19 protein-coding genes, 2 tRNA genes and 1 pseudogene are annotated in these 23496 nt (G+C 36.7%); 7 read left to right on the top strand and 15 right to left on the bottom strand.

Features of this window, described 5'->3' with window-relative positions:
* Nucleotides 1-51: 51 nt before the first annotated feature.
* From QJV33_RS08350 to QJV33_RS08340, 3 genes are all read right to left on the bottom strand, one after another.
* Complete coding sequence (locus QJV33_RS08350; protein ID WP_281462892.1) at nucleotides 52-663, bottom strand: LysE family transporter; 612 nt, start codon at nucleotides 661-663, stop codon at nucleotides 52-54.
* 239 nt (nucleotides 664-902) lie between these two features.
* Nucleotides 903-1295 carry a hypothetical protein gene (locus QJV33_RS08345; protein ID WP_281462891.1) on the bottom strand — a complete coding sequence of 131 codons (393 nt, stop codon included), beginning with the start codon at nucleotides 1293-1295 and terminating at the stop codon, nucleotides 903-905.
* Nucleotides 1295-2104 carry a DNA/RNA non-specific endonuclease gene (locus tag QJV33_RS08340; protein WP_281462890.1) on the bottom strand — a complete coding sequence of 270 codons (810 nt, stop codon included), beginning with the start codon at nucleotides 2102-2104 and terminating at the stop codon, nucleotides 1295-1297. Before QJV33_RS08340 ends, QJV33_RS08345 begins: the two co-directional genes overlap by 1 nt.
* Before the next feature lie 181 nt (nucleotides 2105-2285).
* Here QJV33_RS08340 and QJV33_RS08335 point away from each other — a divergent pair, with 181 nt between their 5' ends.
* A complete protein-coding gene (locus QJV33_RS08335) occupies nucleotides 2286-2894 on the top strand; it encodes a hypothetical protein (RefSeq protein ID WP_281462889.1) in 609 nt (202 codons plus the stop codon).
* A 146-nt stretch (nucleotides 2895-3040) separates the two neighbouring features.
* Here QJV33_RS08335 and QJV33_RS08330 read toward each other — a convergent pair whose 3' ends face one another.
* Nucleotides 3041-3178, bottom strand: coding sequence for a hypothetical protein (locus tag QJV33_RS08330; protein WP_281462888.1), 138 nt, complete (start codon nucleotides 3176-3178; stop codon nucleotides 3041-3043).
* Nucleotides 3179-3257: 79 nt separating this feature from the next.
* Here QJV33_RS08330 and QJV33_RS08325 point away from each other — a divergent pair, with 79 nt between their 5' ends.
* A complete protein-coding gene (locus QJV33_RS08325) occupies nucleotides 3258-4532 on the top strand; it encodes an O-acetylhomoserine aminocarboxypropyltransferase (protein ID WP_281462887.1) in 1275 nt (424 codons plus the stop codon).
* Between the two features lie 165 nt (nucleotides 4533-4697).
* Here QJV33_RS08325 and QJV33_RS08320 read toward each other — a convergent pair whose 3' ends face one another.
* The 3 genes from QJV33_RS08320 to QJV33_RS08310 all read right to left on the bottom strand — a co-directional run bounded on the left by QJV33_RS08320 (nucleotide 4698) and on the right by QJV33_RS08310 (nucleotide 5882).
* Nucleotides 4698-4865 (bottom strand): hypothetical protein, encoded by a 168-nt coding sequence (locus QJV33_RS08320; protein ID WP_281462886.1) that lies wholly within the window; start codon nucleotides 4863-4865, stop codon nucleotides 4698-4700.
* A gap of 100 nt (nucleotides 4866-4965) precedes the next feature.
* Nucleotides 4966-5040, bottom strand: a tRNA-Gly gene (locus tag QJV33_RS08315).
* Nucleotides 5041-5807: 767 nt separating this feature from the next.
* Nucleotides 5808-5882, bottom strand: a tRNA-Gly gene (locus tag QJV33_RS08310).
* Nucleotides 5883-6104: 222 nt separating this feature from the next.
* On the opposite strand from QJV33_RS08310, the gene QJV33_RS08305 reads away from it, so the two are divergent.
* On the top strand, nucleotides 6105-7079 hold the full coding sequence (locus tag QJV33_RS08305; protein ID WP_281462885.1) for a tetratricopeptide repeat protein: 975 nt from the start codon (nucleotides 6105-6107) through the stop codon (nucleotides 7077-7079).
* 84 nt (nucleotides 7080-7163) lie between these two features.
* Entirely contained in the window at nucleotides 7164-7379 is a 216-nt protein-coding gene (locus tag QJV33_RS08300; protein ID WP_281462884.1) for a Trm112 family protein, read from the top strand.
* A gap of 6 nt (nucleotides 7380-7385) precedes the next feature.
* On the opposite strand, the gene QJV33_RS08295 is transcribed toward QJV33_RS08300, so the two are convergent.
* The 3 genes from QJV33_RS08295 to QJV33_RS08285 form a co-directional block, all read right to left on the bottom strand.
* Nucleotides 7386-8426, bottom strand: coding sequence for an FUSC family protein (locus tag QJV33_RS08295; protein WP_281462883.1), 1041 nt, complete (start codon nucleotides 8424-8426; stop codon nucleotides 7386-7388).
* 58 nt (nucleotides 8427-8484) lie between these two features.
* Nucleotides 8485-10071 carry a Do family serine endopeptidase gene (locus QJV33_RS08290; protein ID WP_281462882.1) on the bottom strand — a complete coding sequence of 529 codons (1587 nt, stop codon included), beginning with the start codon at nucleotides 10069-10071 and terminating at the stop codon, nucleotides 8485-8487.
* A 172-nt stretch (nucleotides 10072-10243) separates the two neighbouring features.
* Nucleotides 10244-11359, bottom strand: a complete 1116-nt coding sequence (locus QJV33_RS08285) for an OpgC family protein (protein ID WP_281462881.1) — start codon at nucleotides 11357-11359, stop codon at nucleotides 10244-10246.
* A gap of 164 nt (nucleotides 11360-11523) precedes the next feature.
* Here QJV33_RS08285 and QJV33_RS08280 point away from each other — a divergent pair, with 164 nt between their 5' ends.
* Nucleotides 11524-12720 carry a P-loop NTPase gene (locus QJV33_RS08280; protein WP_281462880.1) on the top strand — a complete coding sequence of 399 codons (1197 nt, stop codon included), beginning with the start codon at nucleotides 11524-11526 and terminating at the stop codon, nucleotides 12718-12720.
* Nucleotides 12721-12723: 3 nt separating this feature from the next.
* Here the strand turns inward: QJV33_RS08280 and QJV33_RS08275 are convergent, their stop codons facing one another.
* The 3 genes from QJV33_RS08275 to QJV33_RS08265 all read right to left on the bottom strand — a co-directional run bounded on the left by QJV33_RS08275 (nucleotide 12724) and on the right by QJV33_RS08265 (nucleotide 20332).
* Nucleotides 12724-13083: a hypothetical protein gene (locus QJV33_RS08275; RefSeq protein ID WP_281462879.1), complete on the bottom strand. Its 360-nt coding sequence runs from the start codon at nucleotides 13081-13083 to the stop codon at nucleotides 12724-12726.
* Between the two features lie 79 nt (nucleotides 13084-13162).
* Nucleotides 13163-13663: an NADAR family protein gene (locus tag QJV33_RS08270; protein WP_281462878.1), complete on the bottom strand. Its 501-nt coding sequence runs from the start codon at nucleotides 13661-13663 to the stop codon at nucleotides 13163-13165.
* Between the two features lie 333 nt (nucleotides 13664-13996).
* The gene (locus QJV33_RS08265; RefSeq protein WP_281462877.1) at nucleotides 13997-20332 is read right to left on the bottom strand and encodes a beta strand repeat-containing protein; all 6336 of its coding nucleotides are present in this window, start codon (nucleotides 20330-20332) and stop codon (nucleotides 13997-13999) included.
* Nucleotides 20333-20485: 153 nt separating this feature from the next.
* Between QJV33_RS08265 and QJV33_RS08260 the strand changes: the two genes are divergently transcribed.
* Nucleotides 20486-21289: an integrase core domain-containing protein gene (locus QJV33_RS08260; RefSeq protein ID WP_281462876.1), complete on the top strand. Its 804-nt coding sequence runs from the start codon at nucleotides 20486-20488 to the stop codon at nucleotides 21287-21289.
* Between the two features lie 116 nt (nucleotides 21290-21405).
* Here QJV33_RS08260 and QJV33_RS08255 read toward each other — a convergent pair whose 3' ends face one another.
* Complete coding sequence (locus QJV33_RS08255) at nucleotides 21406-22329, bottom strand: DMT family transporter (protein WP_281462875.1); 924 nt, start codon at nucleotides 22327-22329, stop codon at nucleotides 21406-21408.
* A 164-nt stretch (nucleotides 22330-22493) separates the two neighbouring features.
* On the opposite strand from QJV33_RS08255, the gene QJV33_RS08250 reads away from it, so the two are divergent.
* Nucleotides 22494-22619 carry a hypothetical protein gene (locus QJV33_RS08250; RefSeq protein WP_281462874.1) on the top strand — a complete coding sequence of 42 codons (126 nt, stop codon included), beginning with the start codon at nucleotides 22494-22496 and terminating at the stop codon, nucleotides 22617-22619.
* Nucleotides 22620-22626: 7 nt separating this feature from the next.
* Here the strand turns inward: QJV33_RS08250 and QJV33_RS08245 are convergent.
* Nucleotides 22627-23460 (bottom strand): annotated as a pseudogene (locus QJV33_RS08245) (IS5 family transposase).
* Nucleotides 23461-23496: the final 36 nt, after the last annotated feature.

The following is a 23496-nucleotide window of genomic DNA, read 5'->3' as shown; positions in this document are numbered from 1 at the left end:
AAGTTAATCATTTTTTCGTTAAAATAACAAATCACATTTATCCATCACTGGTCATAGATCAAGCGAAACAAAAAATTTAATTAATAATAACAATGCAAAAAATACAAATATAAACGAAGAAACAATATCAATTTTCTTTGTATATTGATAATAGGTTCTTTTAATCGTGGAATGAGAGAATAAAATTCCCAACCCTACAAAACAAACAAAGCTTTCGATTAAAAGCAGAGTAATGATTATAAGAATATTCGTTATATCTGATCCTAAAGGCAATGCTGAAAAAATACTCGCAAAATAAATAATTGCTTTGGGGTTGGATAAATTACACATTAATCCTTTTAAAAAATAAAACTGACCTTGAATTTTTTTAACTTCTGCAACCTCTTGATTGGATTGCACAGCAATTCCATAAGCCAAAACCATTAAATAACAAGCACCACCCAGCATGACTAATTGATTAACCACAGGATATGTTTGAAATAAAATATGTAATCCCAAGATGGATAAAATCATCCATATCAATGCACCTGTGCAAATCCCTGCCACAACCTGACAAACTGCCACTTTGCTGTCTGTTATTCCTGTTCTGGAAACCAAAAGAAAGTCTGGTCCAGGAATAATCAAAGCAAAAAACTGAAGGATTAAAATTCCGATAAAAGACATAAGATTGAAAACCTACTATTCATTTTTAAATGATGACATGATTTAGGCAAAACAACTGAATAATTATTATCCAAGGTTCACCTTCAACTTATTTTCTTATATTAAGTCATTATCAGAGCATCTTAGGTAGGTGGGGATTTGATCCCCTGTATAATTAATTCATCTAACTTTATTATCATAAATTTAAATATTTGCCAGTTCGTACGCTAATCCCGATTAACCATTATTGATATGCTTTTTTATTGATTTACAATAATATGGTCAGGTCTTGTTGTGGGAACATCAACTGACCAAGCAACATTTCTACTGTCTTTTTTACAGGTTACAATAATACTATAACGTTCCACATCTATGGTTGATTTATATCCACTCATAAACTTGCTCCCCCATGCTGCCGATATCGAACCGTCACATTGAGACACCATCATTTTCGGGTTCAAAGCAAGCGCCTGCCAATCTGTATGATGCACTTGATTATAATGATTTAAAAACTCATTTGCTTTGTCTTGAATATAACGTAGTTCGCTGCTCACCATATGGCTATGCATGTCTGATTGCGCAACAACAGGGAACGTGACAGCGCTTGCCAATATCATCACCATTATACTTAATAATCGAGAGTATTTTTGCATCAATAATTATATCTTTGATGCTTACCAGGTGAATTAGATTTTTTTTGATATTTTCCCATTTTTGGAAAATTTGGCTTTTGCTCTTTGATAGAGTGTGCCAATGTTGGGAATGGATCAATTCCCGTTTTTTCTGTAAAGAAAGCCACCGTTTGGATATAACATATTGGCTTTTGTGTATTACGACAAAAATAGACCCCCGCTTGCTTCAAAGATGGAATATAAATGGCTTTCCATGTTGCATAAGGCACCCACAGATTATCTTTACCAACTTTTTTCGTTCTTCCTTGAAAATATGGACCTGTTACAACGTAAACTTCACTATTTTGCACCGCCATTTGGCGCGTTTGGTTTTCGATCCAATTCCATTTACCACTATTTAATTGTCGTGTCTGAGGCACCAGATTTTGCGGCACAAATGTTTTGACCTGAGATTCATAATCTCCCATATCTCCGCTTGGTGCCATATGACCCCGATCATATCCAGAATTGCGATAATTTTGAATCAAAGGATCTCTGTTATCAAATGTTCCAAAACGCCTCATTTCCCGAGCTTTGAGTATTTGATCTTTGGTTATATGTTCCGCGGCATAGACATTGACGTTCGTTTTCGTAGAAAATCCCCATGCATATCCGCTATCACAATTTTTCTTATCTGCTTCACCAGCCAATGGGGTAGGCTCTGAATTGATTAATGGCGCTGATGAAGCGGTGATAGAAGGCATAGGAACAACATATGGACAAGCAAGATATGCCTTTGCTGGAACTGTTATCAACAATCCGAATAAAGCAGCAATATATATTTTCTTCAAAAAAGCACCTATCAATCAGATTTTAACATTTGAATGTATTTTTCTTGCTGTAATATACACTATATTTTCGTCTTAGCCGAGTATCATATAATGATTAATTCTTACAGATTAAAATTCAATAGATATCATTATAAATAGTCAGAAATTATCAACAACTTGTTTTAACACTCAAGGAAAACCCATGGCAGAACAAGCCACAACACCCCAAAATTATATTCGTCAATCTTTTCAAAACCCAGAATTTGTTCAAAAACTATGGTGTGCAGAAGATGTTTTTTCAACAATCCTATATCATGCCGTCAAAGAATGTTCTGTTAATGACAATAACAGCCCTTTGAGTATTTGTTGCGATTATCTGATTGATTATGTCTGTGTGTATTTCATTAAAAAACCGTCAGATTTTCTCTATATTTTCCAAGATTTCAAAGACGCAGAAGAGAAAACAATCTTCATGAATTTATATTTTCAAAATTACTTGGTGCATTCAACAATTATCCATGCTTTGTTAAATAATCCTGTTATTATTGAAATGATCGGGAACCATCATGATTGGATTGAATATCCATTAAAATACAGAGCAACCAAGCTTATTCAAAACGCCCCCATTGGTTCCTTAACAACAGCTGATTTATTTCCAACAAAACTCGATTTACCCAAGGAAATCAAAGATTATTTACTCAGCTGTGCTTATGCAGAAAATAAATTAGCAGAAACAGATATCATTTATTTTAAAACAAACTTTGCACGTTCATACGAAATGCTGACACAGGCTAAACAAAGTAAAAAATAATCGATTAGAAATTTTTTAAACTTACGTCATAAATTCAATGATATCAATTTGTATGAACTCACGTTTACCTTTAATCTCTATCATTTTTCCACACTTGTTATCATATTTGGAACCCATCAAAGCAATAATAATTCCTGGTAAAAATCTTATAGTGCTTCTTTGGTAACCAGTAAGGAACCCTCAAAAACCAATGTATCATCGCCGTCATCGATATAAAAATTATCATCAATTGGAGTGTAATAAGGATCATAAAAAAGAAATGTAATAGAATTTATTTTATTCATTAATCTACCATTTATAATATTTTAAAATCCTATTATCTTATAGTGTATCAACTATATAAATTTATAAAAGGAACCAACAATGAAACAAAAATTTGAAACCCTATCCGTGCATGCTGGTGCCGCACCCGATCCGACCACAGGCGCGCGCGCAACGCCTATTTACCAAACGACAGCTTATGTTTTTGACGATGTCGATCAAGCTGCCAATCGTTTTGCTTTATCTGATCCTGGAAATATTTACAGTCGTATCACGAACCCTACTCAAGCTGTTCTAGAGGAACGCATTGCAGCTTTAGAAGGAGGCAGCGCAGCCCTAGCAACCGCATCAGGTCATGCAGCTGAATTTTTAGCTTTTCAAACATTAATGGAACCTGGTGATAATTTTATTGCTGCACGACAACTTTACGGCGGATCGATTAATCAATTTACCCATACATTTAAATCATTTGATTGGCATGTGCGCTTTGCTGATGCAAATGATGCCTCAACATTTGAAGCTCAAATTAACGATCGCACCCGTGCTATTTTCATCGAAAGTTTTGCTAATCCAGGAGGGATCGTTGTTGATATTAAGAAAATTGCCAAAATCGCTCAAAAACACAATATTCCCTTAATCGTCGATAATACGATGGCGACCCCTTACCTCATTCGTCCATTTGAGCATGGGGCAAATATTGTCGTACATTCTTTGACCAAATTTATTGGTGGTCATGGCAATTCGATGGGTGGCATCATCGTTGATGGTGGTAATTTTGATTGGAAACAATCAGGAAAATATCCAAAAATTACAGAGCCTCGTCCAGATTATGCAGGTTTAGTTGCCAGTGATGCGTTTGGAAATATGGCATTTGCATTAACCGCACGCATCCTTGGAATGCGCGACTTAGGACCAACAATCTCACCATTTAATGCATTTCTTATCCTAACAGGTGTAGAAACCTTACCATTACGAATGCAACGCCATTGTGATAATGCACTCTCGGTCGCAACCTTCCTAGAAAATCACCCAAAAGTATCCTGGGTTTCTTATTCTGGGTTAAAAAGCAACCCATATCATGCATTACAACAACAATACGCTCCTAATGGTGCAGGTTCCGTGTTTACATTTGGGATCAAAGGCGGATATGACGCATGTGTTCAATTCGTATCCAAACTAGGTTTGTTTTCATTATTGGCAAATATTGGAGACACACGCTCTTTGGTTATTCACCCAGCATCTACAACACACCGTCAATTAACAGATACACAAAAAATTGCTGCTGGTGCAGGTCCTGATGTGGTACGTTTATCTATAGGGATCGAAAATGCAGCAGATATTATTGCTGATTTAGAGCAAGCATTGGCTATTATATAATAGTCATTTTACTTTTTGCCGATATAGAATAATTTTTATATCGGTAAAAATGAATTATTTTAACATTGCCAATTGTTGTTTTAAGCATTTAATTTCTTACAATAACTTTGGAATATCTTGCCGAGCATAAGCGATAAAACCTTAATCGACGATCATTGCAGCTCATCATTCAATGTCTTCGCCATCTGTCATGATAAAGTTAGACCCATATCCATACTCTCTACTCTCAACATAAGATACCCAAGGACCTTTGGTCGCTTTATCACATCGCTCTCGAATTTCTAATAATTCTTTTTCTGTCATAAAATCCAAGGTCACATCCTTATCAGACATTTATGAATTTATGCAGATAATCAAAGGTTAAAAAACTCACTATTTTAGCAATGATTAGAATCTTTAATAAGTGCTTTATTAATAAAAGCATAAACAAATCTGGAGCGGGCGATGGGATTCGAACCCACGACCCCAACCTTGGCAAGGTTGTGCTCTACCCCTGAGCTACGCCCGCTCTGAACGTAGAGGTTATTTACGATATTTTTTATAGTTATGCAAGAGGGTAATTATTTAAAATCTAATTTTATCTCATTTTGAGGAAGTTGCTTCAAACCTTGTTCCGCTAATGATTGAATAACGTAATTTAGATAATCTCTATCCATTTCAACACAGCATAAACTATATAGCTCTTCTCCTAACTTTGTAGGTTTGCAATTGTTAAATATTAATTTTTCATTACGATTATCATGCGTAAAAACAAAGCAATCATCTTATAACAGAATTTCTGCTGTAACCTTTAATGTATTGGCAAGATTAATTTCTTTTTGAAATTCTCTTTGCACCATATTTTCTGTTATTTGATACGTTATTGCATTGAAATAAGGCTCTTTTGTAACTCTTGCATCGACATCTATAGAGGTTGGATCTTGAGCTAAAATTTTTTCAATAGAATCAATGTTGGTACTGAATATTTGATAGTTTATCCAAATTTTCTATATATAAACGTGCCTTTGCATCCCTTTTCATTACCCAAGGTCTGAATATAGCTATACCAGCTTTTTCTACAGTTTCGCACATTCTCTCAAGTATTTTGCTGCTTATATTAAAATCCATTATAACTCTCTCAAAAGAACAGTGTAAAAAATATGATTATTTTAGAATATGGAATTAATAGCCAAATCAAACATTGCGAAAATGTTACGATAATATTGAACAGAACACGATTATATAATAAATGCTGTTAAATTAATTCCATGGAAAATCGCTGCAGATTTGATAATCTGGAGCGGGCGATGGGATTCGAACCCACGACCCCAACCTTGGCAAGGTTGTGCTCTACCCCTGAGCTACGCCCGCTTTACATTGCGTAAATTGCTTTTAAGAGATTTTTAAAAACCTTGCAAGAGAAAAATTAAAAAATTAAAAAAATTTTTACTTTTGTTTCTCTATGCCCTTATTGATATAATAGAAACAAATACTTTGGGATTGAATTGTATTAACGCACATTTTATTCTTTAAAGACATGATACTTGGTATCATTTTAAATATACCTCTTTATATACGGGATAACAGAACTCTATGACGCCTTTTAACAATTCTTCACCCTCGCCTGCACAACTCTTATCAGAAGATGGCTCTGCAGTTACTAGCGCTCAATCAACTCAACATATGATTATCGATGGCAATCAAAATAACTTTATGCAGGAAGTACTAGACGGCAGTAAAACCATCCCTGTGCTGGTAGACTTCTGGGCAGATTGGTGCTCTCCTTGTAAACAGCTAACCCCTGTTCTTGAAAAAGTTGTGATTGCTGCCAAAGGGCGAATTAAACTGGTTAAACTCAATATTGATGAAAACCCAGCCTTAACGCAACAATTAATGCAAGTGGGTCTACCCATTCAATCGATCCCTGTCGTTGCCGCTTTTTGGCAAGGTCAGATTATTGATTTATTCCAAGGAGTTCAACCTGAAAGTGCTATTCAAAAATTCATCGATCAGGTTTTGAAAGCAGCTGGCAGCGCTATGCCTAGTGAAGATTTCATTGAACAAGGAAAAGAATTCCTTGACAATAATCAATATGAAGAAGCAATGGGGGCGTATTCTCAAGCATTAGAACTTGACCCAGAAAAACCAGAGGCTTGGGGGGGAATGATTCGCGCATTATTGGCTCATTCTGGTCCAGAGGCTGCACAAGAAGTCATTGAACAAGTTCCTGAAAATTTACTTGAAAATGGTGAGATTACAGGCGCACAAGCTGCGATTGACCTTGCTATAGAAGGACAAAAAGCACAAAGTGAATTCCAAACGTTTCTCGATAATGTTTCTGCTAATCCTGACGATCACCAAGCACGCTATGATCTCGCAACTGCCTATAATGCAGCTGGAAAACGCAAAGAGGCTGCAAATGAATTATTAGAAATCGTAAAAAAAGATCGCAGTTGGAATGATGAAGCTGCTAAAAAACAACTTCTCCGTCTTTTTGAAGCATGGGGATTGGATGATCCATCGACTTTAGAAGCAAGAAGACGTTTATCCAGCCTCCTCTTTTCATAATATCGATAATAAAATAGAGCAAATAGATATCTTGCTCTATTCTTTAATTTTTCTGCAACCCATTCAACAAATCACAAGGCTCTCATGACAGAACAAACCTCATCCCCTCCTATTGATCCACGTCTACTCTCAATTCTAGTATGTCCTCTAACAAAAGGTGCTTTGATTTACGATAAAGAAAAAAACGAACTGATTAGTTGTAACGCTGCTCTGGCGTATCCGATTAAAGAAGGAATCCCTGTAATGCTGGTTGATGAAGCCAGACATCTGACAGATGACGAAATCAATAAATATAAATAAAATTTCCTAAGAAAACGCTCTTAGCTTTTTTGATAGCATAAATACATCATGCCCAAGAATCAAATCATGACACAATGCTTCCAGTGTAAATTGAATGGTTTTTGGGCAATTTTCTTTGATTTCTTTTAAGATAGGCTCTATCATTGCTTCAAAATCATTGGCTGCTTGAATAGAACAGAAAAATGGTTCGCTATGATCTGCCTGCTCGTTACAAAGCTGAATAAATCTTTCAAACACTTGATTCAAAGAGATTTTCAAAACATCCCTTGTTTCATCGGGTAACATTTGGTGATATTCATCCATTGCTCTGGCAACAAAAATACTATCACTTTGTAAACGCCTTAATATTGGATAGACTTTTACCAATGTAGGGTCTGAATGTTCCAGCGTATAATTTGGATGCTCTTTGCGTGCTTCGGCGATTTCACTAGCTAAATCACGTAATTCAGAGGCAACATCGTCATTCATTGATTCAACTTCTTCCCATATGATATGGGACGTTAAAACAGAATGTAGCAATATATGTAATTTATCAAACGCAACCTTAGCATGAATAAACGCATTGCATCGTGCTTGTGGACGTAAAATAAAATAACTGGCAGCAAGAGACGCAATCACCCCAACAATAATGGCCATTATACGGTCAAAAGGACGCTCAAACATCCCACCAGGAGACGGAAATAAAAACACCACCGCCAAAGTGACAACCCCCAAACGCATAGAGGGTCGCCAAGCAACCAAAGCAACCATTGGAATAATCACAATCGTAAACACGATCAACGACGACCATTGTGAGTAATTTTCTAAAACAATAGCAATTAACCCAGCCACCCCACCAATCAAAGAGCCAACGATCTGATCTTGACTGGTCTGAATCGTTTGCACAATACGACTTTGCGTTACAATGACCGAGGTAATCAACGCCCAATAAGGCTCATGCAATCTGCAAACATACGCTATCAAACTAGACAAAGCAATTGAGAGCAATAAGCGCAAACTTTGTTGCACAGCAGAATAGATTTCACGTTTTTTAAGACTATAGAACATAATCTTTCGCATTTATAAGTTCATTTCTTTGTTCTTGCATTATTCAAAGCAAGTCACATTACTTTTTACTATCTTTGACAGGCACCGCAATCCAACGCATAGCATTGCCACTTTGAATCAGAAGTAACATCGTTGGTTTTTGTTGATTTTTTTTCTTTGCTTCTTGTTTAAACAAAGTAATTTCTTTTTGTAATTCGGCGGTCTGTGTAATATTACTTTTATTCGTACCAATAATCACATCGCCGACCTTTAAATCACTTTGATTTTTGCCTTTACGGCTATCGATACCAACAATAATGACCCCTTGTTGTTTTTCAGAAAGATTGTATTTTTGTCTTAAAAGATCAGTCATGTTACTGACTGAAACACCTAAATCTTTTAATAAAAAGATTTTCTCTTTTTCATTTTGAGCATCGTGATGTGTATCAGGTTGCGCAGCACCATCATCAGGTAGGCTGGCAATAAGAATAGGTAAATCGAGTTTTTTACCTTGCCTTAATATCCCTATGGTTGCTTTGGTTTCAGCAGCCATTTGCGCAACCAGACGAGGCATCGTATGCGCAGTTACATTATTTCCATCCAGAGTTTGAATCACATCCCCTGCTTTAATCCCTGCTTTTGCAGCTGGACCATTGGGGTCGACTTGTACCACCAAAGCCCCTTGGAATGGTTGGATATTTAAACTATCTGCGATGGTTTCGCTGACCTCTTGGATACGAATACCCACCCAACCTCTGGCGACTTTACCGGATTTTTTTAATTGATCAATAATGCCTTTGGCTTCATTGGAAGGAATAGCAAAAGCAATTCCGATTGATCCCCCAGAAGGAGAGAAAATAGCAGTATTAATGCCAACAACCTCACCCTTCATATTAAATAAAGGACCACCAGAATTCCCCTTATTGATCGGGGCATCGGTTTGAATAAAATCGTCATAGGGTCCTTGCTCAATATCTCGCCCACGAGAGGAAATAATACCCGAGGTTACTGTTCCTGATAACCCATACGGGTTACCAATTGCCAATACCCAGTCCCCTACTCTTGATTGATCGCTATTACCAAAAGAGGTGGCGGTCAAAGGCGTTTTTGGATTGATTTTCAATAATGCTAGGTCTGTTCGCTCATCTACCCCTTTTAACGTTGCTTTCAACATATGATTATTTTGCAACGTGACGGTAATTTGGTCTGCATCTTTAATCACGTGATAATTGGTTACAATCCACCCTGCTGGATCGACCACAAATCCTGATCCCAATGCCTGTAAATGATTATTGCCATCATCAGGAATACCACGATTATTCATATAATTTCGAAAAAATTTTTCAAACGGAGAATTAGGATCCGGGGCAGCATTACTCTCATCATCGCCTTCATCACTGTCCTCATCTTCATCATCATCTGTTGTTTGACCGGGTTTTAACACTTTACTCGACGAAATATTCACCACGGTTGGTAATAATTTTTCTGCTAAATCAGCAAAGCTTTCTGGTACACGCTGAGAATGACCAACTTGCACAGCTTTATGAAAAAGAGGGAAAGAAAAAAAAGAGGATTGCGCTTTACTTTCTGAAACAGGGAATAAACAAGTGGTACCCATGAATAACAAGCAACAAGGCTGTATTAAAAATCTTGTGCGTATTTTCATTCGCATATTTTTCCTGTTCAGATTATTTATATAAACTATTTTACATCAACAAAGCCCACATATAAAGAACGTAGGTGTAGGGTCAATACTTTACCCAAGATCTTTTAAAAGTAAACCATCAGAGCGCTTATTTATCAAGAAAATCTCTATATTTCTTCTAATCATTTCCTGGTTACTTCACATTAAGCATCGCTTTTGCTTTGACTCTTTTTTTATCTAAATATACAGCCAAACAATATAAAAGAAAAACGCCAATACAATTTACAATAAATTGTAACATTAAACTGGTTCCCCAACTTGCAAACATCAGACGACCCCACAAATCAAATACTGTGCTTAAAGAAAAAATCTCTAGCGAATGACGACCATATAAAGCTAAAAACTGTCCAACTTTCCCTTCGGAAAGCCGTTTTGCTAGTTCAGAAGATTGTACTAAATAAAAAATAGCCACCACATCAAGCAATCTTAAAGGGGACAAATATGCCTTGGCTGGAACAGACACATGCAATATCCTCAGATCAGGCAATCCCCAATATTGCCAAGGAAAAGCCTCGAAAAATGAAAATAATAAATATAGAGACAAAAGCCACTTTAACCATGAATAGGCAGGGAAACTTCCTTGGTGTTTTCCTGCAATGATGGCACCATAAATCCCAATCGTAAATAAAAACTGCCAAGCAAATGGGTTAAAAAACCATCCATCTGGGTCTAACCAATTGGGAAAATTAAACCACGGATTAATATTGACCCCCAACCACATTATAAAACTGAGCCCGATTGCCAACCACCATCGGCATTGTATCAATAAATATAATAAAGGAAATATTCCTAATAAAATAATATAAAGCGGTAAAATATTTAAATTGCTAGGCAGCGCATCCAACAATAATAAACGCCAAATTTGACGTGCTATACTATATCCATGCGCTAGCTCTGGTTCTAAAAAATCGACAGGTAATACGCAAAAACGCCGCCACTGATAAATACTTAATAAGCTAATCAGAACCAATCCCATTTGAAACAAATAGATTTTCCAGCAACGATGCAGGATTTTTTTGACAACTCCCCACAAACCATCTTTTGATACTTTCCTGCCATACGCCAACCAAGATGCGTATCCTGCTAGTAATACAAATATTTCAGCAGCATCCGCAAATCCAACATTCCGCATCGTAAAACGATTTAACAAATCCTCTGGAATATGATCCACATACATCATAATCAATGCCAAACCTCGTAAAGCATCAATCCGATGATCTCTACCTGGTTTGGTTGTTGGAATAGACAACGCGCCAGCCCTTTATAATGAATAAAAAAAGTATCTTTCTATTGCATCTTATAAAGGAAATTTAAAAATAATCATAAAAAACTTTTTAAAAATTGTTATATATTATTTTCAAGGATCCTTTATGATCGTCTTTATTCCTATTGTCATCTTTAGAAAGCATATCTATGACTAGCCCAAATTCAATTGATCAGCAAACCATTAAACAGACCTTATCTGATTTTACCCTTCCTTGGGCGCCTGATATAATGTTATTAGATGCCAATATTATTGAAAATATAACCATTCAAGGTCAAAAAGTTCATTTAACATTAAATGTCTCGACGATTCCACCCGATGCTGCTGAACCTTTAAGAGCAAAAATAGAGCAACACTTACAACAACTCGAAAATATTACCCAAGCCCGTGTATTTTTAAATTCAGGAACAGCATCAAGCAAACGTTTGGTTTTCCCCCCTCGGCAACCTGCCAATACTGCCCAAGGAAAGAATGCAGACCCTACTTGGAAACAGCCCCATAAGCATCTACACGCTAAACCGAATAATAATGGTCCAATTGAAACCTTACAATCTATTGGCTGCATTATTGCCGTTGCCTCTGGCAAAGGCGGTGTTGGAAAGTCTTCCACTGCCATTAATCTTGCTGTCAGCCTTGCCAAGCAAGGATTAAAAGTGGGATTAATGGATGCTGATATTTATGGTCCCTCTGTTCCACATATGCTAGGGCTTGAAGGTCAAGTAGAAGTCGTTAACCACAAATTATTACCCATGACCGCTTGGGGAATTTCAGCAATGTCTATTGGAATGCTGGTTCCACAAGAACAAGCTATGGTCTGGCGTGGACCAATGGTGATGGGGGCTGTGAAGCAACTTCTATCCGATGTTAAATGGGGAGAACTTGATGTTCTCTTGATTGACACCCCTCCTGGCACAGGCGACGTTCAATTAACCCTCACACAAACGGTTCAAATTGATGGTGCAATTATTGTTTCCACCCCTCAAGATGTTGCATTACTAGATGCAAGACGAGGAATCGCTATGTTTCAAAAATCCAAAACCCCTATTTTAGGAATTATTGAAAATATGGCGTATTTCTCTTGCCCATGCTGTAATGAAAAAACCTATATTTTTGGGGAAAATGGTGCAAAAAATGAAGCGCAAACCTTAGGATTCCCTTTCTTGGGTGAAATTCCATTAATTCAAGCCATTCGTAGCGGCGCAGATGCAGGCGTTCCAATCGTTGCTCAAGACCCAGACAGCGTGGCTGCAAAAGCATACCAAGACATTACAGAATTAATGGTACCGGTGATTAAGCGATTAACCATCCAAAGAGCTAATAAACCACAAGAAAAGACTGAAGAATAGTTTTTACTTTACAGAAGATGGCGCAGGATTAGCTGGTTTTGGGGCTACACCTGCCATGTAATAACAAACTTTATTTTTAGGAAGGTACTGACATAAAGGTCCTTCCTTTCCATCTTTACCCAATATTCCAAACTCAAACGTTAATCCCAAGACAAGCATCACGACACAAGCAACCAGCCAATATTTTAAATACCCTAAATTCGTATATTCATCGGTATTTAGATATTTAGCATCAGCAGGAACGTCAGAAGGATTTGAAAAAAAAGACCTCCCCAATGGTTCATCAGAAGGATTTAACGGTTGACCTGGCAGTTCGTATTCATATTCTTCTTTGATTCCAAAATCTTTTTTATCTTTACTCATCATGATGCCTTTTTAAAAACCTGTTGATTATTTCTCTGTCAGACACGCACAGAAATAATTTTAACCCTTTGATTCGCTTTTATAGCACACCACATAAAATATCCCTAACTCGTGTGACAATATTGCCTAATAAATTTTGTCCTTGCCATTGATCTTGATGTAAGGCTTTGGGATCAGAAGCATCCAAACCTATTCCCCAAATTGTATCATACGGTGAGGCTTCTACCAACAAAGTGCCTTGTGACAATGAAAGCCGCTTTAAAAGCTCTGGGTTCTGAGAAAATTTCTCAATATTTCCACGAAATACAATATCTACTGACACTGCACCCCATAATGTTGCATTAAAATTAGAAACTTCGCGCCCTAACTTCTTTTGGTCAAAAGGAGATTTTGCCAGCAGGATTTTTTGTGCAACTGCCTGGTCCCCAAAGATCATAGCCTTTTTCCAATGCATCCATTGTTCCGTGCAATTAAATTCAATCCCATTAATCACAAAAGAGCTTTTATAAAATTGACTACATTCTGGATGCACAGCATCCTCTTTATGCCCCCAGAAAAAAGTGTAATCAGAGTAATTCATTAAATTTCCATCATTATCTGTTTGTTTACGTAAAAATAAACATATACCTGAAACAATCTTGTCGCAAATTGATTGTATTAAGTTTAACCTGTAGGAATTAACTAGCTTTATGGTTAATTACAGCACCATTCAATATTTGCGACAAAACTGATTTAGAGCGTCATCAAAAAGTTGTTGATTTTAAGAAACCTGGGCTTACCATTAAAGAAATAGCCCAAGCCACAAACTATAGCAACTCCCAAGTTTGTAGGATATACTAGTCAATTATAAATTTGTAACAAGACCTTTTTATATAGTAAGGCTCGCCTTTAAATACAAAGACGAGCCTTATTTCTATATTTTATCTACATAAATACTTTTTATTTCAGTATTAAATTGTTCTTGATTACTACATATTGCGGTGTTGTTTTCTGTAACTGAAAAATAGTTTTTACTTATATTGACTAATTGATCTATTTTATTTTCAGATAAAATTTTATTATCATGAGTTAAAAAGTCATTAATATGATAATTAGATCCATTATACCAATCTTGAATAGCAATAGTATCTGTAGTGTCGGTATTTTTGATCATCAAATCATTATTGTTTTTATAAAAGTATAATTGATTTGAATTTAAATCAGTGAACTTAACGACATCATTACGACCAGTAGAATAATCATAATTAGCAATAATATCATTGCCATCGCCTCTGGACAGGATATAGGTATCTGACCCATTTCCACCTTCTAGGTAATCATCACCCTTACCACCAATGAGGATATCATTCCCATTGCCACCATAAAGATTGTCATTACCAGCACCACCATCTAGCGTATCATTACCGTCATCACCATAGACTGTATCATTACCAGCAGCACCATAGAACTTGTCATTCCCAGCACCAGCCTGAACATAACTGCCTTTATCTCCTGTCTTAATTACATCATTGCCACTACCTGTATAAATATTAGCATAGATATCTGCAGTCACTTGATTATTGCCGTTACCAAAAGAATAATTTCTACCACTATAATCGCTTGCTTCGATATGCGTTTCTAACAATGCGGTTATATCATTATTCGTTAGTGTTTTATCAGTAAATTGATATGCATTGATTTTATAATTAGCACCATAAAAATAATCTTTTACGGTAACACTATCATTTTCTCCATAACGAATAACAAGGTCATTATTCTTCACAGAAACGGATTTGACATCTGTTGAGGCAATATTGGTGAACTTAACGACATCATTACGACCAGTAGAATAATCATAATTAGCAATAATATCATTGCCATCGCCTCTGGACAGGATATAGGTATCTGACCCATTTCCACCTTCTAGGTAATCATCACCCTTACCACCAATGAGGATATCATTCCCATTGCCACCATAAAGATTGTCATTACCAGCACCACCATCTAGCGTATCATTACCGTCATCACCATAGACTGTATCATTACCAGCAGCACCATAGAACTTGTCATTCCCAGCACCAGCCTGAACATAACTGCCTTTATCTCCTGTCTTAATTACATCATTGCCACTACCTGTATAAATATTAGCATAGATATCTGCAGTCACTTGATTATTGCCGTTACCAAAAGAATAATTTCTACCACTATAATCGCTTGCTTCGATATGCGTTTCTAACAATGCGGTTATATCATTATTCGTTAGTGTTTTATCAGTAAATTGATATGCATTGATTTTATAATTAGCACCATAAAAATAATCTTTTACGGTAACACTATCATTTTCTCCATAACGAATAACAAGGTCATTATTCTTCACAGAAACGGATTTGACATCTGTTGAGGCAATATTGGTGAACTTAACGACATCATTACGACCAGTAGAATAATCATAATTAGCAATAATATCATTGCCATCGCCTCTGGACAGGATATAGGTATCTGACCCATTTCCACCTTCTAGGTAATCATCACCCTTACCACCAATGAGGATATCATTCCCATTGCCACCATAAAGATTGTCATTACCAGCACCACCATCTAGCGTATCATTACCGTCATCACCATAGACTGTATCATTACCAGCAGCACCATAGAACTTGTCATTCCCAGCACCAGCCTGAACATAACTGCCTTTATCTCCTGTCTTAATTACATCATTGCCACTACCTGTATAAATATTAGCATAGATATCTGCAGTCACTTGATTATTGCCGTTACCAAAAGAATAATTTCTACCACTATAATCGCTTGCTTCGATATGCGTTTCTAACAATGCGGTTATATCATTATTCGTTAGTGTTTTATCAGTAAATTGATATGCATTGATTTTATAATTAGCACCATAAAAATAATCTTTTACGGTAACACTATCATTTTCTCCATAACGAATAACAAGGTCATTATTCTTCACAGAAACGGATTTGACATCTGTTGAGGCAATATTGGTGAACTTAACGACATCATTACGACCAGTAGAATAATCATAATTAGCAATAATATCATTGCCATCGCCTCTGGACAGGATATAGGTATCTGACCCATTTCCACCTTCTAGGTAATCATCACCCTTACCACCAATGAGGATATCATTCCCATTGCCACCATAAAGATTGTCATTACCAGCACCACCATCTAGCGTATCATTACCGTCATCACCATAGACTGTATCATTACCAGCAGCACCATAGAACTTGTCATTCCCAGCACCAGCCTGAACATAACTGCCTTTATCTCCTGTCTTAATTACATCATTGCCACTACCTGTATAAATATTAGCATAGATATCTGCAGTCACTTGATTATTGCCGTTACCAAAAGAATAATTTCTACCACTATAATCGCTTGCTTCGATATGCGTTTCTAACAATGCGGTTATATCATTATTCGTTAGTGTTTTATCAGTAAATTGATATGCATTGATTTTATAATTAGCACCATAAAAATAATCTTTTACGGTAACACTATCATTTTCTCCATAACGAATAACAAGGTCATTATTCTTCACAGAAACGGATTTGACATCTGTTGAGGCAATATTGGTGAACTTAACGACATCATTACGACCAGTAGAATAATCATAATTAGCAATAATATCATTGCCATCGCCTCTGGACAGGATATAGGTATCTGACCCATTTCCACCTTCTAGGTAATCATCACCCTTACCACCAATGAGGATATCATTCCCATTGCCACCATAAAGATTGTCATTACCAGCACCACCATCTAGCGTATCATTACCGTCATCACCATAGACTGTATCATTACCAGCAGCACCATAGAACTTGTCATTCCCAGCACCAGCCTGAACATAACTGCCTTTATCTCCTGTCTTAATTACATCATTGCCACTACCTGTATAAATATTAGCATAGATATCTGCAGTCACTTGATTATTGCCGTTACCAAAAGAATAATTTCTACCACTATAATCGCTTGCTTCGATATGCGTTTCTAACAATGCGGTTATATCATTATTCGTTAGTGTTTTATCAGTAAATTGATATGCATTGATTTTATAATTAGCACCATAAAAATAATCTTTTACGGTAACACTATCATTTTCTCCATAACGAATAACAAGGTCATTATTCTTCACAGAAACGGATTTGACATCTGTTGAGGCAATATTGGTGAACTTAACGACATCATTACGACCAGTAGAATAATCATAATTAGCAATAATATCATTGCCATCGCCTCTGGACAGGATATAGGTATCTGACCCATTTCCACCTTCTAGGTAATCATCACCCTTACCACCAATGAGGATATCATTCCCATTGCCACCATAAAGATTGTCATTACCAGCACCACCATCTAGCGTATCATTACCGTCATCACCATAGACTGTATCATTACCAGCAGCACCATAGAACTTGTCATTCCCAGCACCAGCCTGAACATAACTGCCTTTATCTCCTGTCTTAATTACATCATTGCCACTACCTGTATAAATATTAGCATAGATATCTGCAGTCACTTGATTATTGCCGTTACCAAAAGAATAATTTCTACCACTATAATCGCTTGCTTCGATATGCGTTTCTAACAATGCGGTTATATCATTATTCGTTAGTGTTTTATCAGTAAATTGATATGCATTGATTTTATAATTAGCACCATAAAAATAATCTTTTACGGTAACACTATCATTTTCTCCATAACGAATAACAAGGTCATTATTCTTCACAGAAACGGATTTGACATCTGTTGAGGCAATATTGGTGAACTTAACGACATCATTACGACCAGTAGAATAATCATAATTAGCAATAATATCATTGCCATCGCCTTTGGACAGGATATAGGTATCTGACCCATTTCCACCTTCTAGGTAATCATCACCCTTACCACCAATGAGGATATCATTCCCATTGCCACCATAAAGATTGTCATTACCAGCACCACCATCTAGCGTATCATTACCGTCATCACCATAGACTGTATCATTACCAGCAGCACCATAGAACTTGTCATTCCCAGCACCAGCCTGAACATAACTGCCTTTATCTCCTGTCTTAATTACATCATTGCCACTACCTGTATAAATATTAGCATAGATATCTGCAGTCACTTGATTATTGCCGTTACCAAAAGAATAATTTCTACCACTATAATCGCTTGCTTCGATATGCGTTTCTAACAATGCGGTTATATCATTATTCGTTAGTGTTTTATCAGTAAATTGATATGCATTGATTTTATAATTAGCACCATAAAAATAATCTTTTACGGTAACACTATCATTTTCTCCATAACGAATAACAAGGTCATTATTCTTCACAGAAACGGATTTGACATCTGTTGAGGCAATATTGGTGAACTTAACGACATCATTACGACCAGTAGAATAATCATAATTAGCAATAATATCATTGCCATCGCCTTTGGACAGGATATAGGTATCTGACCCATTTCCACCTTCTAGGTAATCATCACCCTTACCACCAATGAGGATATCATTCCCATTGCCACCATAAAGATTGTCATTACCAGTGCTACTTAATAAGAAGTCATTACCATTACTACCTGATAATTTATTCGCTCCGAAGGTGATATCATCCGTTAACGATATTTCATTAAGTGATTGATATAATTGCTCATATTGATCACTATTTAAACTGGTAAATGCAGTTTTATATGTTTGGTCAATAGATTGAATAGTATCTATATCTAAAGATCCTGTTCCTTTTAAATCCAATAAATTTAAAATAGCATTTACAGGGTCTGCCTGTAATTGTCCATTAAATACTCTTTGAATATTATCAAAAGAAATATTAAATGTATTTCCATCGCTACTTGGTGATAAATATATGGCATAATCAGATATTTGGTATGCTTGTGACACAGCTGAACGATATGTAAAGTGTTTTAAATTTTCATAAGCATTCATCATAGGAGTAATTTGTTCATTAATTAAACTTAAATTCTCTTCTGTAATGACCACTGTATCTGTATTTGAATATCTGATGTCTCTTACTGTTTTTCCAACATGAATACGTAAAGTATATGAGGTATCTGTCTGGTTAATAACTTCAAATTTAAAAAAATCACTGCCATTAAAGGCTTCCAATACTTGAATATGATCAAATAATTCTTTTGTTGCAAGTTGAGAGTCCGTTGGTTGGGTTTGTGTGTTATCCCATGAATATGAGAATTTAATATCTTTTCCTAAGTCAGATAACTTATCATCAATCGTTTTATAAGAAGATGTTGAAGCCCAATCTTGGATTAATTTATCCAACATATTTGTTCGTTCGCTGCGACTAACAGACTTAAACGTAATCAAATCATTTTTAAATGTTTCACTAAGCATACTTGCTTGTAAAGATGATCTAACAGCACCACTACCTGAGATATAAGGCAGATTGTAAGTAGTTTCGTCTAAAGCAATATCATCACCAAACTGATCATAAAAATGATTAATAGCTAAATCTACATTCCCTGCAACAGATGTTGAACCATCAGTAAAAGTAACTGTTGACTTTTGAGAAATAATGTTTCCATTGCTTTGGATATTTGTTTTTTGACTATCCAGAGAGATGGAAGCAATTCCTAAGTCAGATAAAGATTTTAACTCATCAGTTTGTGCAATACCATCTTGATTCAAATCTTGCCATACTTTAACTTTTGAAAAAGCCTCGTCTTTTGCATCAAAAATACCATCATGATTACTATCAAGATCGCGCAAAGCATCAAATCCATCGGTAGCCTTTTGCCCATTACTTTTAACTGTATCGATGCCAAATAATTCAGAACCATCGTCAATGATACCATTTCCATTGCGATCCATAACCAAAATACCATCGGTAGAGTTAATCCAACCTGTCCCGTCTTTTACCCCATTACCATCAAAATCAAAACTTGTTCCTTTATCAGAAGATGTCGTTTCAATACCGTTTTTATTTAAATCAATAACAAGAGGGTCTCTTTTGATGGCTTCAACACCAGTAAGAAAATCATTATTTGTATTTCTCTTACTATCATGATCTTTTTTATAACTTTTAACATCATTAAATAAATCTATAGCATTTTTATAACCCCATCCCTCAAGCACATTAATTTCCATTATTTGTTTCCATCCATCCCCCCCGTCATAAGCGGGGTTAAATGGTAAATTATTTAAATTATTATGCAGAAATTCTAAGGCTTGGTCTTTATTCATATTAGCGGTTTTCGAAGCAATATCACTAGCAATAGTTCCCATTTTCAACTCCTTTGGTTTAATATTATTAATATAATAAAATTATAACAATATAAAAATAAATCAACAAAATTTAAATATAAAATAAATGTATTTGATATATATAAATTGTAGGAATTGATCGCGTTGTTTACAGTGATATGGAATATTACTGTAATGACCATGCATAGAAAAACGAAGCTTACGTTGTATCATCGAGAAGAGATATGGCGATTATATCATCAAGAGAAAGCCATGGTAACGGATCTGGCTAAGCGTTTTATGGTCAGCAGACCTACGATTTATGTTGTATTAAGGCGTGCTCGGTTGCAATTATTTGTGCCGATGTCCAGCACAAATGAGCGTTATAAAGTGATCAAATATGGCATTAAACGCCTTGCTAAGATTGAAAAAACACTTGAGGACAAGCTCAGACGGCAAGCCAAAAAATATAACAAATCTTATCCTGGGGAGATGGTGCATGTCGATACAAAACGGCTTCCTTTGTTGAAAAATGAGACTAAACAGCAAACTCGGGAGTATCTTTTTGTAGGTATTGATGATTTTTCTCGAGAACTCTATGCAGGGATTTACAACGATAAATCTCAGTTTAGTGCAGCTCAGTTCCTACAAGACGATGTGCTGGTTCAATGCCCTTATATGATCGAATGTGTTTACTCTGACAATGGCAGAGAATACCAAGGAACGCTTGAACATCTGTTTGTTAAATCTTGTTATACCAATCGGATTAACCAGAAATTTACCAAGCCGGCTTGCCCTCAAACCAATGGCAAAGCAGAGCGCGTCATTCGCACACTCATGGAAATGTGGCATGAGCGTGCATTGTTCGTCAATGCTCAAGATCGAAAGTTAAAGTTGAAACGATTTATTCATTATTATAACACTGTTAAACCCCATAAAGGCATTCAAGGAAAAACACCCTATGAGGTCTTAGATGGTTATTTTAAACAAAATCTGTAAACAACACGACCAATTCTTACATTTAATACAATCTAATTCTAAATTTGTGACAAGACCGTTAATAACTTTAAATATCAGTTTTTGTTAGTGTAGGTCTTGGAATATTGCACGTACGTTTAATAGCTAATATTACGCCACCAATAAGCAAAATAATCCCTAATAGCTCTAGGGGGGGGCATATGATGGAACCAAGCAAAACCATAGACCATCCCAGCGATCGTCTGGACTACTGCGATCTGCCCCGCAATAGAGATAGGTAATAACCCAGAAGCGCGATTCCAGAGCAATGTACCAACCCAAGACACTATTATTCCTATTACCAATGCAGCAAAAATTAGCGGCAGTAAGTTGTCTGCTCCATTAATATGTATTGCACCAGAGCCAATAGCGATTGGTAGTGCGAGTAGGGACATAATATGTGAACTCACTCCCATAAGTGTTGACCAAGTAGACGATGAGATATCGGGATGCCTACGTAAAAAACTTGCGTTGGCCACTGCATATGAAGTCCACAAGGTTAGTGCTATTAATGCTGAAACAGTGCCAATTAATAGGTCCAAATCTAAGTGATTACCTTTAATATTGTTTGCTGCCCCTGCCTCTATAATGTTAACTAAGGTCAAGCCAATAATAATGAAACTGAGTGGAACAAACAAGCGTGGGAACGAAAACTCCTTGCGTATCCAGTTGCCAGTAAGTGCGATGGTAACTGGTAGGGTGCAAATAATCGCTGTGGCGATAGTGGTACCTGCATGAGTTATGGCCTGAACTAAGAAGAAGTAATACCCTAAATGTCCAGCAAAAGCGAACAACAGGGCTGTGATCCATATACGCCAACTAATACCGCGTATTCCCTTACGACCTTGTGCAATAAGAATACAGGCAGATAATACACCAAAGACCAGGTAACGGCCTAAGGCCAGAGCTACTGAATCCGAGCTGGGAAGAAGCACGGGAATTAAAAACGCTAATCCCCAAATTAGGTTGGCACTTAAACCGCACAGGATACCGATGAATATGGGCATAGATTGTATACGCATTTTAAGATCTTTTTATTTTTAGCCCAAACGGATTGAATGGGATTAGTTTGATTTAATCTGTGTTCCAGTAATTTTAGCGTCAGCACGGTCTTGCCGCAAATTTATATTATGTATTTTAGTGTGATATAGATATGAATTTGACTATTTATATTTAGGATTGATTTATGTCTATTGGTATCTATAGCAAGCTTATATTAAGATCTAGGGATGATTTTAAAGATCGTCATTTAAATGGCTTGATGATTATTCAAGCGATCAACTGGTATTTACGCTATCGTCTTAGAGTCTGACTTATAATTATTTTTGTAAGCGTTGCGGGATAGCTCGTGTCATTTTTCGGATTGAAGCGGTGAAGGCCCGTGTTTCGGACAAAGCAAGAGTGGCTGCCCAATCTTTTGCCAATAGCCGACAGCGGTTGAGCCATGAGAAAGTATGCTCTACCACCCATCTTTTAGCGATAACAACGAAGCCTTTCATACAGTCCAAACGACAAACTATCTCAATGGAGGAGTCTTTAATATGCGCCACAGCGGTTGCGAGTTTGTCTCCTGCATAGCCTCCATCGGCAAAGAACTTTATCATGGAGGGATAGTTCCCTTTAGCTAGCTCGATGACGTGAGTAGCACCGTCGCGGTCCTGAATGTCAGCATTATGCACAATAGCTGTCAGCAAGTTGCCTGCTGTATCGGTCAGAATATGGCGCTTGCGCCCCTTGATTTTCTTTCCAGCATCATAACTGCGCGAACCGCCGCTTTCAGTCGTTTTCACCGACTGGCTGTCGATAATATCCGCTGTTAGTAAAGGACTATGCCCTTCAAGAATGCGTTTTGCTTCCACCAAAGTCTCGTCGATCAAGACCAAAAGACCGTTGTCGCGCCAATTGTAGAAATGATGTTGTACCGTCGAGTAAGGCGGAAATTATTTCAGAAGTGCTCGCCACTGACAACCTGTTGACACGATGTACTGCACAGCATCCCATATATCATGCGGCTTATGCGTCCATGGACGCCCAACGGAACTGTAGCGTTGAAGAAACGGTTCTATAATTGACCATTCATTGTCTGAACTATCGCTTGCATAGCGCATTGAGTTGCGTTCATATTGCTTGCGAGTGTTTTTGGTCCACGTCATTTGAGCCTCCGTCGTTGTGCTAACAACAGAGAATCA

The organism is Commensalibacter nepenthis (genome assembly GCF_029953305.1).
Lineage (GTDB): Bacteria > Pseudomonadota > Alphaproteobacteria > Acetobacterales > Acetobacteraceae > Commensalibacter > Commensalibacter nepenthis.
Note: the sequence above shows the minus strand (reverse complement) of the source record. Positions and strands in the feature narration are given on the sequence as shown.